Annotated in this window: 12 protein-coding genes; 8 read left to right on the top strand and 4 right to left on the bottom strand. The window is 46.3% G+C overall.

All coding sequences use genetic code 11. The annotated features are described in order from the left end of the window. The first annotated feature begins 4 nt into the window (after positions 1-4). On the top strand, positions 5-1,327 hold the full coding sequence (locus H5985_RS07565) for a hemolysin family protein (RefSeq protein WP_205050708.1): 1,323 nt from the start codon (positions 5-7) through the stop codon (positions 1,325-1,327). A 245-nt stretch (positions 1,328-1,572) separates the two neighbouring features. Next, a complete protein-coding gene (locus H5985_RS07560) occupies positions 1,573-2,562 on the top strand; it encodes a plasmid pRiA4b ORF-3 family protein (protein ID WP_205050707.1) in 990 nt (329 codons plus the stop codon). Between the two features lie 34 nt (positions 2,563-2,596). On the opposite strand, the gene H5985_RS07555 is transcribed toward H5985_RS07560, so the two are convergent. The 3 genes from H5985_RS07555 to H5985_RS07545 all read right to left on the bottom strand — a co-directional run bounded on the left by H5985_RS07555 (position 2,597) and on the right by H5985_RS07545 (position 5,959). After that, complete coding sequence (locus H5985_RS07555) at positions 2,597-2,998, bottom strand: cupin domain-containing protein (RefSeq protein WP_205050706.1); 402 nt, start codon at positions 2,996-2,998, stop codon at positions 2,597-2,599. Between the two features lie 257 nt (positions 2,999-3,255). After that, positions 3,256-4,635 carry a C4-dicarboxylate transporter DcuC gene (dcuC, locus tag H5985_RS07550; RefSeq protein ID WP_205050705.1) on the bottom strand — a complete coding sequence of 460 codons (1,380 nt, stop codon included), beginning with the start codon at positions 4,633-4,635 and terminating at the stop codon, positions 3,256-3,258. Positions 4,636-4,696: 61 nt separating this feature from the next. Beyond that, positions 4,697-5,959, bottom strand: a complete 1,263-nt coding sequence (locus H5985_RS07545; protein ID WP_205050704.1) for a M20/M25/M40 family metallo-hydrolase — start codon at positions 5,957-5,959, stop codon at positions 4,697-4,699. 107 nt (positions 5,960-6,066) lie between these two features. Between H5985_RS07545 and H5985_RS07540 the strand changes: the two genes are divergently transcribed. Next, positions 6,067-6,822, top strand: a complete 756-nt coding sequence (locus H5985_RS07540; RefSeq protein ID WP_205050703.1) for a GntR family transcriptional regulator — start codon at positions 6,067-6,069, stop codon at positions 6,820-6,822. Between the two features lie 105 nt (positions 6,823-6,927). Here the strand turns inward: H5985_RS07540 and pyrF are convergent, their stop codons facing one another. Continuing rightward, the gene (gene pyrF, locus H5985_RS07535) at positions 6,928-7,746 is read right to left on the bottom strand and encodes an orotidine-5'-phosphate decarboxylase (RefSeq protein WP_205050702.1); all 819 of its coding nucleotides are present in this window, start codon (positions 7,744-7,746) and stop codon (positions 6,928-6,930) included. A 216-nt stretch (positions 7,747-7,962) separates the two neighbouring features. On the opposite strand from pyrF, the gene H5985_RS07530 reads away from it, so the two are divergent. The 5 genes from H5985_RS07530 (at position 7,963) to trpB (ending at position 12,605) form a co-directional block, all read left to right on the top strand. Then, entirely contained in the window at positions 7,963-8,628 is a 666-nt protein-coding gene (locus H5985_RS07530) for an ABC transporter permease subunit (RefSeq protein ID WP_205050701.1), read from the top strand. 17 nt (positions 8,629-8,645) lie between these two features. Further along, complete coding sequence (locus H5985_RS07525) at positions 8,646-9,383, top strand: amino acid ABC transporter ATP-binding protein (protein ID WP_205050700.1); 738 nt, start codon at positions 8,646-8,648, stop codon at positions 9,381-9,383. Between the two features lie 28 nt (positions 9,384-9,411). Continuing rightward, on the top strand, positions 9,412-10,245 hold the full coding sequence (locus H5985_RS07520) for a transporter substrate-binding domain-containing protein (protein WP_205050699.1): 834 nt from the start codon (positions 9,412-9,414) through the stop codon (positions 10,243-10,245). Positions 10,246-10,298: 53 nt separating this feature from the next. Beyond that, on the top strand, positions 10,299-11,105 hold the full coding sequence (locus H5985_RS07515; protein WP_205050698.1) for an aldo/keto reductase: 807 nt from the start codon (positions 10,299-10,301) through the stop codon (positions 11,103-11,105). Positions 11,106-11,354: 249 nt separating this feature from the next. Then, entirely contained in the window at positions 11,355-12,605 is a 1,251-nt protein-coding gene (gene trpB / locus H5985_RS07510) for a tryptophan synthase subunit beta (RefSeq protein WP_205050697.1), read from the top strand. Positions 12,606-12,643: the final 38 nt, after the last annotated feature.

Raw genomic sequence — 12,643 nt, 5'->3', positions numbered from 1 at the left:
ACAAATGGACAATTGGTTTAATGTTTTGTGTCTTTTAGCGTTGATTCTTTTAAATGGCGCTTTTGCCATGAGTGAGATTGCGCTAGTAACCAGCAGAAAAGCGCGTCTGCAAATAAAAATCGATGATGGCAATACCGGTGCTAAGGTCGCTTTGAAATTAAACGAGGAGCCGACCCGTGCATTGTCGGCTATTCAAGTCGGCATCACATCCATCGGCATTCTGTCCGGTATTGTCGGTGAAGCGGCTCTGGCTACTCCGGTGGCCATTTGGCTTAATGAAAATTTCGGAGTTGATATCAACACGGCCAAAGGTGTCGGATTGGTTCTGGTTGTCGTGCTGGTGACCTATTTTTCTATTGTTTTGGGTGAATTGGTTCCGAAACGCTTGGGACAAATGAACCCGGAAGGTGTGGCTTGCCGAATTGCTCCGCCGATTAATTTCTTAGCCATCCTGATGGCTCCCTTTGTGAAATTGTTGTCCGTTTCCACGGATCTGCTTTTGAAATTGACCGGTAAGCACGATATTGAAGAAAATGCGGTCACGGAAGAAGAAATTCATCAGATGGTTGTGGAAGGCAGTGAAGCGGGAACGATCGAAGTCCAAGAGCGCGACATGGTGCGCAATATTTTCAGACTTGATGACCGCACGATCGGTACGCTGATGACGCCCAGTAACGAAGTTGAATGGATCGATATTCAAGATAGCCCCAAAGATAATGTTCGCAAACTTTTGACATCCAAGCACTCACGATTGCTGGTCTGCGACGGTTCGCTCGACGATATTAAGGGGCTTTGTTCAACCCGTTATCTGTTGCAACAGATAGTGGATACAGGCAAGGTGGACTTTACGGCACACATGATTCCTGCTGTGTATGTGCCCGAATCGCTTACAGGGTTGGAACTGTTGGACAACTTCAAAAAAAATGATGTCCCCCTTGCGATTGTCGTTGACGAGTACGGTTCGGTTCAAGGTATCGTCAGTCCCCGTGATGTGTTGGAAGCGATTGCCGGCGAATTTAAAAATGTTCCGGGAGAAGAAGATTGGGCGGTTAAACGTGAAGACGGATCGCTGTTGGTTGACGGGATGATGCCGGTGCCGGAACTTAAAGATCAGCTCAATCTCAAAACCTTACCCAATGAAGATGCGGGGCGCTACAACACGTTGGCCGGTATGATCATCTGGATGACAGGACATTTACCTAAGACAGGCGATGTGGTCACGTGGGATGATTGGCGCTTTGAAGTTGTCGACATGGATGGACGTCGAATTGATAAGGTGCTGGTCTCTTGTATTGAAAACAAAGAAGGTCAAGCAACGGCGCAATAGAAGGACTTAACTGATAGTGGAGAATTGATATGCAATTCGGTATCAACTACGGAAAATTGCCGCTTTTTCAGATAGCAGATGAGTACTTTAAGCCTTTACCTGATTGGGATTTTTTTCACTCCATATCCAGTGTTCTTTTTGAATGGGAACTTTTTCCGGGAAAGATCGGCAAACGGATTTGGCTCATTGCCAAGAATGAATTCTTCAATACGGTGATTGCTTTTCCGTTGAGTGAGCAAAAAGAAGTGATCAAAGATTTTCATGGGGCGGTGAAAATTCTTTTTGATCATTTCCAATTGGCAGATTTTGCTCAGAAGGATTATCTGAAACTTGTCGATAACGCTTGTGTGACTCCGGTTCGGGGGCGCTCGGCGTTGACCGTTGCGAAATGGAAAGAAGAGTATCAGGATCTAATTAAATCGGTTGTTTCTCAGAATCTGCCTTCCGATGAGGAAATATTGGAAATCAACCGATTGTTGATTGAGTCCGGCAAGTCGGATTTGGAGAAATATTTCGCAGAGTTGGTACGTTTCTACGCCATTTATTTTGATGGTACAGAGGGGAATTACAAGCGCTTGTTACTTGATGTCACCCTTCATGCGGGGCGGGAAAAAATCGTCCGTGAATTAGAAGTGCCGGCCTCGCTGACTTTTGAGGAATTCCATCGCGTATTACAGATCGCTTTTAATTGGGATGATGCCCACCTGCATGAGTTTATGATTCCCGAAAATCCTGAAAAGTTAATGGATAGCACAGCGCAGGCGTTGTGCAGAATCAAAATGGCCGATGACGAGGATTGGGATTTCGGTTTAAATCCCGATGAGCAGGTATTCGACGAAAATCAGATGGTTTTAGCGCAAATGTTTACCGCTGTTTCCGGTATCCAATATCTTTATGATTTCGGAGACGGATGGTTCCATACTATTGAACTTAAGAAAGTATTTAATTCAAGAAAAAGAAGTTCTGAATTAATTTCCAAGCAAGGGCTTCGTCCGCCGGAAGATATCGGTGGATATTCAGGATTTGAACGTTTTAAACAAGCCGTGGCTGAATTGGAAAAAGGCAAATTTAAAGAAACGAAATACCGGGATTACGGGTATGGGACAAAAGAGGATTTTGCTGAGTGGGTTAAAAGTTGGAAGGAATTGGATTTTCCGATCAATATAACAAATGTATTGTTGCGTAGAATTTGCGCAATCCCGGTTCGGTTTCGTCGACCTCCGGAAATGTTCTAGGAAAATGGCCGGCTAAAAACCGGCCTTTAATGCGTTAAGCGAGCTTTTGGTACTCTTCGTCAGTTACCGGTTCACACCATTCGTTACCGGCGCCTTCGGCCGGAGCTTCAATAGCAATATGGGCAAACCAACTGTCGTGGGCCGCTCCGTGCCAGTGTTTGACTTCAGGCGGAATATTGACCACGTCGCCGGGATGCAATTCACGGGCTTCTTTTCCCCATTCCTGATAGTAACCGCGTCCGGCGGTTACCAGAAGAATCTGACCGCCTTTATGATGAATATGCCAGTTGTTACGGCAGCCGGGCTCGAATGTGACATTGGCGGTAACCACTCCGGTTTTCGTTAACATGTTGAGGTAACTCTGACCGATAAAGTATTTTGCACAGGCTTCATTTTTGTCGCCCCGTGCAAAGGGACCGAACTTTTCTTCAGACATTTTCTCTCTCTCCCTGATAAAGATTTTTCACTCGTAAGCTTATTGCTAATTGCCTCTTAGGGTTTCCTCAACTGGTGCAGATTGTTGCCTAATTTTCCCATTATCAATAAGGGTATTGAGCGTACTAATTTGTTTCGAATTCTTGTGTCGGGATGACTTTTTGTTTTCGCATTATTGCGAAGTTTGGTTTCCGTTAAGCAAAAAAACCGCCCGAAAGTCGGGCGGAAAACGTTGCATGAAAGAAAGTATTTTCCGGTTTAAACCAGCATGCAGGACATGATGTAAATCACGAAAAAGGCCGTAAGCATCGGGATTGCTGAACGACGAACAATTTCAAATGGCGAAATATTTGCTAAACCTGCCGCAGCAATCACACACCCGGCAATCGGGCTCATCGAGCGGATACAACCGGAAGATAATTGCATACCGGTGAGCATCCACTGAGCATTACCGCCGACGGTTTGACAAATTCCGGGAATCATTGGAGCAAAGCTAAAGAATGCAGCATTACCGGAACCCATCACAAAAGTACACAGACCGACAATCAGGAACATGATCGTATAGACGATGATGTAGCCACTACCTAAGTTGCTGGCAGCTTCGATTAACGTTTGGATACCGCCCGAACGTGTCAGGCCTGCAGCAAACGTTTCAGCACAAACAATCAAAACGACGGTTGAGGAGAAAATTTTGCCCATGCCTTCAAAGAACGTCTTGATGTAGGCAAAGGATGTCTTGATATCGCGGCGCACAAAGCAGTCAATGACAAAGGTGATCACCATAGAAGCCATGACGGCATTGATGATGTCCAGTTTGATGCCCTTGTAGACCAAAGGTGAGAAGATAAAGAGAAAAACCAACGGTACCAGGGGGAAGATCGCATAAAAGCCCGGAGCTTTTTCGCTCTTATCGCCATCCGACAAATCTTTGGCAATAAAATCCTCTTGAGTGATGCGACCGCTTGCCAAATCTTTTTTGTCCAGATAGCGTTGAACGAAGTAGTGGACGATGCAGACAATAACTAAAGTAACCGGGGCGATAACGAGCTGATAATCCACGAAAATGTTCATGACGTGAATGCCGGTCAACTTACTGGCTACTATATTGTTAGCACCTAAAGGACTAATGCCGAAACCGCCCGTCATCACAACAGAGGCACACGCAGCTTGACGACTGACGCCTGCGCTCAGCATTAACGGATAGACCGTTACCATCATCAAAATGGCTAAACCTACTGCTGATCCGAGGACTACATTTAAGCATTGCCCCACCACATAACCTAATACCATGATGATGTATGGAGAGTTGATCATGGACATGGGACGAGTGCAAACATGCACCAAGGCACTTGTGGCTCCGATTTTGTTCATGTAATAACCGAAACCGCCGATGATCATAATGTTCATACCAAGGCCACCGGCGCGAGATTGAAGCAGACCACCGAAAACGCCCAGGATGTCAAAGCCGATAAAGCCGGTTGCCTTTTTACCTGTTGCAACGGGATCACCCGTTATGGCAGCTACGATAGCAATCGTCACAATACCGACGACAAACAATGACCAGGATGGGTAAAACTTTTTAACGATCAGCCAGCAAATGACTGCTACTGACACTAATACGATAAGGACACCTAACATGACTGTCTCCGAAAGCGAGAGAAGGGGCTGCCAAGCTCAGATTGACAGGCAGCCCGTCTGATTATTCGTGCTTAGGCAAAATAGCTTTGAAGCCCTCACACCCGACCAATCCCACCGCAGTGAGAATCAATAATTGAGGGCCAAGATGGATATCTACCTTGTCAAAGTATTCGTTAACGGTATGGCATTTGTATTGGATACCGCCTGAAGACAGACATGTAGCCGGAATGCCCATGCTGACCGGAGCGTTGGCGTCTGTTGAGGAAACGCCGTAATTGGTGAGCTTTTGACCGAGCACTTCCAGGGCAGAACGAGAGACTTGAAGCACTGGGCAGTCTGCAGGACGCATACCGGCCGGACGGTTGCCGATATTTTCTTTTTTCCAGTGAACCTGTTTGGCAGGATCGGTGATATTCCAAAGAGCGTTTTCTTCGGCGACGGCTTTATCAAAACAGGCAAGAATTTCAGATTCAATCTTTAAGAGGGCCTCGTTATTTAAACTTCGCATGTCAATTTCAACCGTACAAGTCGGAGCAATGGAATTGACACTGGTACCGCCTTTGATGGTTCCGATTGTGAAAGTTGTCTTCGGATCTTTCGGAGTTTTTAGGTGAGCAATCATATTGCCTGCAATGCACATTGCATGAATAGCACTGCCGACTTCTGCAAAATTGCCGTAGGAGTGTCCGCCGGGCCCTTCAATGGTCACACGATACCGATGAGAACCCACGGCTCCTCTTAAGATTCTGCCGATTTCTGTATTATCGATTGCAATAAAGCCATCAATGCGATGGGTTGCGACAAAATGTTTGGATCCACGAATATCTCCAAGGCCTTCTTCGCCTACCGTTGCAACGAAGTAAATATCGCCTTGTGTTTGAATATCGGCTTCATTTAAAGAACGAATAATTTGCAAAAGTGCACGCAGACCCGAGCAGTTATCGCCGATGCCCGGGGCAAAGTACCGATTACCTTCTTGTTTAACCGTTACATCTGTGCCTGCTGGAAAGACGGTGTCCATGTGAGCGCCGATAGCAAGAACCGGGCCGTTGCCTTTGCCAGGGCGAAAACCGATGACATTGCCGATATCATCAACGCTTACGTCTGTTAAACCATACGCCTTCATGCGTCGAACAATATCTTGGCCTCGCTTGGCTTCCTCAAAGGTTGGAGCGGGGATTTCACACAATTCAATTTGCTCCTTCATGCCGAGTTCAGCCTCGTCAAAAGCAATCTGAAGGGCCTTGGCCATCTTGGGAGAGGCTTTGAGCGCTTCAATGGAGGACAAAATTTCAGGATTTAATTGAGGAATTTCAACAGACATGACAACTCTCCTTAAATGTCATGCACTTAGTCTAGTTTTTCCTAATATCGGTGAATAGATGTAAAGATTTATCATTAATCATCTATATGAATGCTAAAGGCCCTATTATGCAAAGTCTCACTCGGGTTAACCGGCAACCGCTGTATCAACAGGTCAGACAAATACTGTTAAAAACAATTCAAAGCGGGGAATGGAAGCCCGGAGAAAAAATTCCGATTGAGCCCGTATTGGCTGAACAAATGGGAGTATCCATCGGTACATTAAGACGAGCTGTAGAGTCTTTGGTCAACGACGGTATTTTGCACAGGCGGGAAGGCGCGGGTACTTTTGTTCGAACGTATCGTGATTTAGGTTATTGGAATGTTTTCCAAATTTACCGAAATTTAGACGGTCAAAGACGAGGGGAATTCGGAAGATTGGTGACTTTTGAGGTCACTAATCATGTGGAAGAGAAAATTGCAAAAGCTCTGCATTTGTTGCCCGGTCAGGAGCTTATTCACATGATCCGTCATTGGATCACAACAAAAACAGGAATCGAAGAAGTGGTTTCCATTGACGAGAGCTATTTGGTTAAAGAAAAATTTGGTGCTCTTACTCGCGAGTTTTTTGTGAAGAATTTCCGTCAAGGGGAGTCATTTTATGAGTTTTTTGATCGCGAATTCAATGTTGTCATTCTGAGTCAAAAATGTTCCGCTCATTACGAATGCCTTGATCAGGAGATAAGCCACAAACTACAAGTTCCAGAAAATTTTGAGGCTTTATGTACCGAGAGAGTGTCGCTGACATTTGGCCACGAACCGGTTGAGTATCGTATTAACCGCGGAAGAGTGGATGTGACCAAAATATTTTTTGACCTGAGTTAAAAGTACTTCGAGGGTAAGAACAATGCTTCTACCCTCGGGGGAACTTAAAACCGTTCATACACAAAAGTGTATGAGAGCTACAGCTGTATTGACTACACAGTCTCATTAAAGAGCTCTGGCAGCATTAATTTTGTCACGAGTATCTTTTGCAACCCGTGCGGCGGCTTCCTTAAAGTCTTCGCCTTGAGAGGCGTACAGGATGGCACGGCTGGAGTTGATCATCATGCCGGTCTTATCGGCAGTAACCCCAGATGTGACGCAGGCATTGATGTCTCCACCTTGAGCACCGACTCCGGGAACCAGAAGCGGTAAGTCGCCGACAATTGAGCGCACTGCTGCAATTTCGTTGGGATAAGTGGCTCCGACCACAAGGCCCAACTGACCGTTTAAATTCCAGGGACCGGCAGCCAATTTAGCCACATGTTGGTAAATGGGTTCGCCGTTGACCTGGAGCATTTGAATATCGTTGCCTCCGGGGTTGGACGTGCGACAGAGCAAAATAGCGCCTTTATCTTCGTATTCAAGATAGGGCTGCACGGAGTCAAATCCCATGTAGGGTGAGAGTGTTACGGCGTCAGCGCCGTAACGAACGAAGGCTTCTTTGGCGTAATGTTTAGCCGTTGAGCCGATATCGCCGCGCTTAGAGTCCAAAACGACAGGGATCGTGGGGTAGTGTTGATGAATATAGTCAATGATGGCTTTCAGTTCAGCTTCGGCAGCGCAAGAGGCAAAGTAGGCGATTTGGGGCTTAAAAGCACAGGCGTAGGCTGCCGTAGCATCCACAATTGCAGTGCAGAATTCGTAGTAGCAATCCTTTTTTTCTTTAATGCTCTCAGGGAAACGGTTCAGATCAGGATCGAGACCCACACAAAGCAAAGATTGACTTTCCGTCCAACGGTTTTTGAGTTTTTCAATAAAGGTCATAATTCGGACTCCAAATACTATGGGCAATTGTACTTGAGCCCTTGAGACTTGCCTACTTGAATCTGTTTTTTGCCTATAGAGGAAAGGTATGGCAAAACAAGCCAATAAGCATTTGACGTTGCGGCAAATCGATTTTTATACTCCGAAATCGGATAAAACGATACTAAAGAAAAGGTTTTTCGCTCTCTGTGAAGAGCGTACCTCGAGGACATTGGAGTGAACGCCGCATTAGAACTTTTCATCGACTCTTTTTGGGATATTCTGTTACCCGGTCTTTTGGTGACGATTCCTCTTACAGCCATCTCGTTTGCATTGGCTTTGGTTATCGCAGTAGTCGTTGCGTTGATTCAATTTGCAAACGTACCGGTACTGAGCCAAATTGCCCGTTTCTACATCTGGATTATTCGCGGAACACCGCTCTTAGTACAACTGTTCATTGTTTTTTACGGACTGCCTCATGTGGGCATCTTGATTGATCCGTTTGTAGCAGCTGTTGTGGTGTTTTCGATTAACGAGGGAGCCTATTGTTCGGAAACAATGCGTGCGGCTCTGGAGTCCGTTCCTAAGGGGCAGCTTGAAGCCGGGCTTTGCGCAGGCCTCAGTTGGGGGCAGACCATTCGAAGAATTGTGCTTCCTCAGGCTTTCAGAACCGCTTTCCCGACTTTGGGTAATTCCTTGATCTCTATGATCAAGGACACATCACTAGCCGCCAACATTACGGTGACGGAAATGTTTATGACCACGCAACGCATCGTGGCCAGAACCTATGAGCCGCTTTTACTTTATGTGGAAGTTGCTTTGATATACCTTATTTTCTGCACCGTTTTAACAAAGCTGCAGACAAGCGGAGAGAAGCGATTGCAGCGGTACGGCAAACGTTAAAAATGAGCAGGTGACATATGATCGAAGTAAAAAATCTGCGCAAATCGTTTGGTGAGGTGCGAGTACTCAAAGGGGTGGGACTGACCATTGAAAAAGGGGATGTGATCTCTATTATCGGTCCGAGTGGGTCGGGCAAAACGACTTTGTTGCGTTGCATGAATTTTTTGGAAAGCGCTGATTTGGGAGAAATGGTTTTTGATGGGCAAACTTTTGACATGTCCCGCATGCATCGCAAAGACGTATTGAACATTCGTAAAAAAACGGCGTTTGTTTTCCAAAATTACAACCTGTTTTTTAACAAAACAGCACTGGAAAATGTGACCGAAGGGTTGGTAATCGGACGTGGAATGGCTAAGGATAAAGCCACAGAAATCGGACGCAGATTGTTAAATCGTGTCGGTTTGGCTGAACGAGAAACCTATTACCCTTCAGAGCTCTCGGGCGGTCAACAGCAGCGAGTAGCCATTGCGCGAGCGCTCGCCGTTGAGCCTGAAATCATCTATTTTGACGAGCCGACTTCGGCTCTGGACCCGGAACTGACGCAAGGGATTTTGTCTTTGATGCGGGAGCTTGCCGATGATGGGATGACCATGTTGGTTGTCACCCATGAGATGGGATTTGCCAAAAACGTTTCCAACAAAGTCTGTTTTATGGATCAGGGGCAGATGGTCGAGATGGGACCCGCGAAAGAATTTTTTAATTCGCCCAAAGATTCGCGCTCAAAGGCTTTTCTACGTACGGCGCAGGACTCTTAAATTATTTTGAAAAAAGAAGGGAACAATAATGCTTAATCGTCGAGTTTTTCAGATTTCTCTGGCTGCGGCTATTGTCGGTGCTTGTGTGGGCTTGAGCGGTTGCGGGGATAAAAGCAGTGCAGACACAACTCCTGCTGCAACTTCTTCCTCTCAGGATCTCTTGGATCAGATTCGGGCTAAGGGAACCATAGTGATTGCGACAGAAGGGACCTGGTCACCTTGGACTTTTCACGATGAAAAGGGCAATTTAACAGGCTACGACATTGAATTGGGACGACTCATTGCCAAGCACCTCGGTGTGAAGCCTCAGTTTGTCGAAGGTAAATGGGACGGGTTGCTCGCAGGGATCTCTTCGGGGCGCTACGACATCATGATCAACGGCGTGGATATCACACCGGAGAGAGAAAAAGCCTTCAGCTTCACGGAGCCTTATGCCTACAACAAAACGGTTGTTGTTACCCGAACATCCGACACAGCGATTCAATCCATGCAGGATCTCAAAGGCAAAGTGACCGCCAACACGATTTCGAGTACGTACGCTGAAGTAGCCGAACGTTACGGAGCTAAAGTCACCGGAGTGGACGATTTGAATCAAACCTTTGAGTTGCTGTTGAGCGGCAGAATTGATGCGACTCTCAATGCTGAGGTTGTTTTCTATGACTACAAGCGTGTGCATCCGACTGCAGAGGTAAAAATTGCCGCTGTCTCAGACGAGATGACTTCTGTGGGCATTCCTTTGAAAAAAGAGGGCACGGAAAAGTTGAGACAGGAAATCAACAAAGCACTGGCCGAGTTGCATCAGTCAGGAGAACTCTCGAAGCTATCCCAACAATTTTTCGGGACGGATATTTCCAAAAAGTAGATCAAGCAAAATGGGCGCTTCAATCGGGCGCTCATTTTTCAATGGGAAAGAGTATGGCAGTTACTCCAAAGAAAAAATTAGCCTGCGGTTTTGTTTTGCCTATGGTGGGATTAGGGACGTGGGCGCTGAGAGGTACGCAGTGTATCGAGTCTGTGCGCACGGCAATTGAATCGGGCTATCAACTCATTGATACCGCATCCTTTTACGACAATGAACGAGAGGTAGGACGTGCTGTGAAAGACTCCGGCGTACCTCGAGATAAGATTCTCATTCAGACAAAGCTCTACCCTGATCAGTATGAGAAGGCCGAAGAGGCAATTGATCTGGCTTTGCGAAAACTCGATCTGGACTATATTGACATTTTGATGTTGCACCATCCTGCTGGCAATGACGTGAAGGCCTATCGGGCAATTGAAAAGGCGATAGAAAATGGCCGGGTTCGTGCGGCCGGCATTTCGTGCTATTACGTTCGCGAATGTAACCGCTTTTTGCCGCAAGTAGACGTTTCTCCCGTCCTGATTCAAAACGAAATCCATCCGCTTTACCAAGATCAATCCGTTGTTGAACATATCCAGAACTTGGGTATACAAGTTCAGAGTTGGTATCCCTTTGGTGGCCGCGGGCACGCTGCCAAACTTTTTGGGAATCTAACACTATCGGAAATTGCCCGCAATCATGGGAAATCTGTAGCCCAGATTGTGCTTCGCTGGCATTTGCAGCGAGACGTGGCCGTGATTCCAGGTTCTGTCAGTCCTGAGCACATCAGAGAAAATATTGTGCTATTTGATTTTTCATTAACTGATGAGGAAATGAGACAAATAGCTCTACTGGATCGGCATGAAAAGCACGACTGGTACTGATTTTTGACTAGACGGCAATTTGAAAAAGAACTCCTGTGTGATAAACTCATCTCGTTTTTATTGAAAACTTTATTCATGATTGTTTACTTCCAACCTTCACTTTCTTGGTGGTGGCACTCCTAAAAGCGGGTGCCTGAGGTTGTTCGTACGATTTTTCATAAACCCGCCTTCATTGATGCGGGTTTATTTTCAGCCTTTCATTCTCTCCGTATAAGTCCGCTCAATTAAGGCAATATTGAGGAGCGACTTATGTCTCAATTAAATCCTTTCTTCGGTCAGTTCGGTGGTCAATATGTGCCTGAGGCGCTTGTGCCTGCGCTAAAAGAGCTTGAAGAGGCCTTTTGTCAGGCTCAAAACGATCCTGCTTTTAATGCTGAACTTCACGAACTTTTAACGCAGTATGCGGGTCGTCCTACGCCGCTGACTTTGTGCAGGAATTTGACGCGCGGAACGCGAACAAAAATTTATCTGAAGCGTGAAGACTTGTTGCACGGTGGAGCTCATAAAACCAATCAGGTTTTGGGGCAGGCGCTTTTGGCGCGTCGCATGGGCAAAAAACGCATTATTGCTGAGACCGGCGCTGGGCAGCACGGAGTTGCGACGGCTCTGGCCTGCGCATTGATGGGTTTTGACTGTACGGTGTATATGGGAGCCAAAGACGTTGAAAGACAAAAACCCAATGTTTTCAGAATGGAATTGATGGGAGCAAAAGTCGTGGCTGTGACCGAAGGTTCCGGGACTCTTAAAGAAGCCTGTGAAGCGGCGATGAACGATTGGATTGAAAACGTCGGTACGACTCACTATCTTTTGGGCACTGCAGCCGGTCCCCATCCTTTCCCGACTATTGTGAGGGAATTTCAGAAGGTCATTGGCGAAGAGGCGAAAAAACAGTTTCTGGCCGCAGAAAAAGTTTTGCCTGACGCTGTCATTGCCTGTGTGGGAGGAGGTTCAAACGCAATCGGGCTGTTTAATGACTTTATCGAAGAAAAGAGTGTTCGATTAATCGGGGTGGAACCTGCCGGTTACGGCATATCAAGCGGCAAACACGGCTGCGTTTTACAAACCGGAACCGAGGGAGTGTTTTTCGGCGCTAATGCGTTAAATATGGTCAATGACAAAGGAGAAATTGAAGAGTCCTATTCCATTGCCGCAGGTCTTGATTTTCCTTCTGTCGGGCCTCAGCACTGCTACCTTCAGTCAATCGGCAGAGCTCAATATGTAGGAGCGACGGACACCGAAGCCCTGCAGGCCTTTATGCTCTTAAGTCTTGAAGAAGGCATTATTCCTGCGCTTGAAAGCTCTCACGCGTTGGCTTACGCCATTAAATTAGCTAAAGCGCATCCGCAGCGGGAGCAAAAATTTATTGTCAACTTATCCGGCAGAGGCGATAAAGATATTTTCCAAGTCTATGAACGGTTTGAAAATGACGGAATTTTGACTGACGGTCACTTAACGCGCGAGTCTTTAAAGAAATTTAACCAGAAGCACGGTTTAATTTAAGGGTCGAAATTTGTTCGTTCTATGATCTAAAAATCCCC

This window comes from Parasutterella secunda (assembly GCF_016901835.1).
Classification (GTDB): domain Bacteria; phylum Pseudomonadota; class Gammaproteobacteria; order Burkholderiales; family Burkholderiaceae_F; genus Aphodousia; species Aphodousia faecavium.
This window is presented reverse-complemented; position numbering and strand designations above follow the sequence as displayed.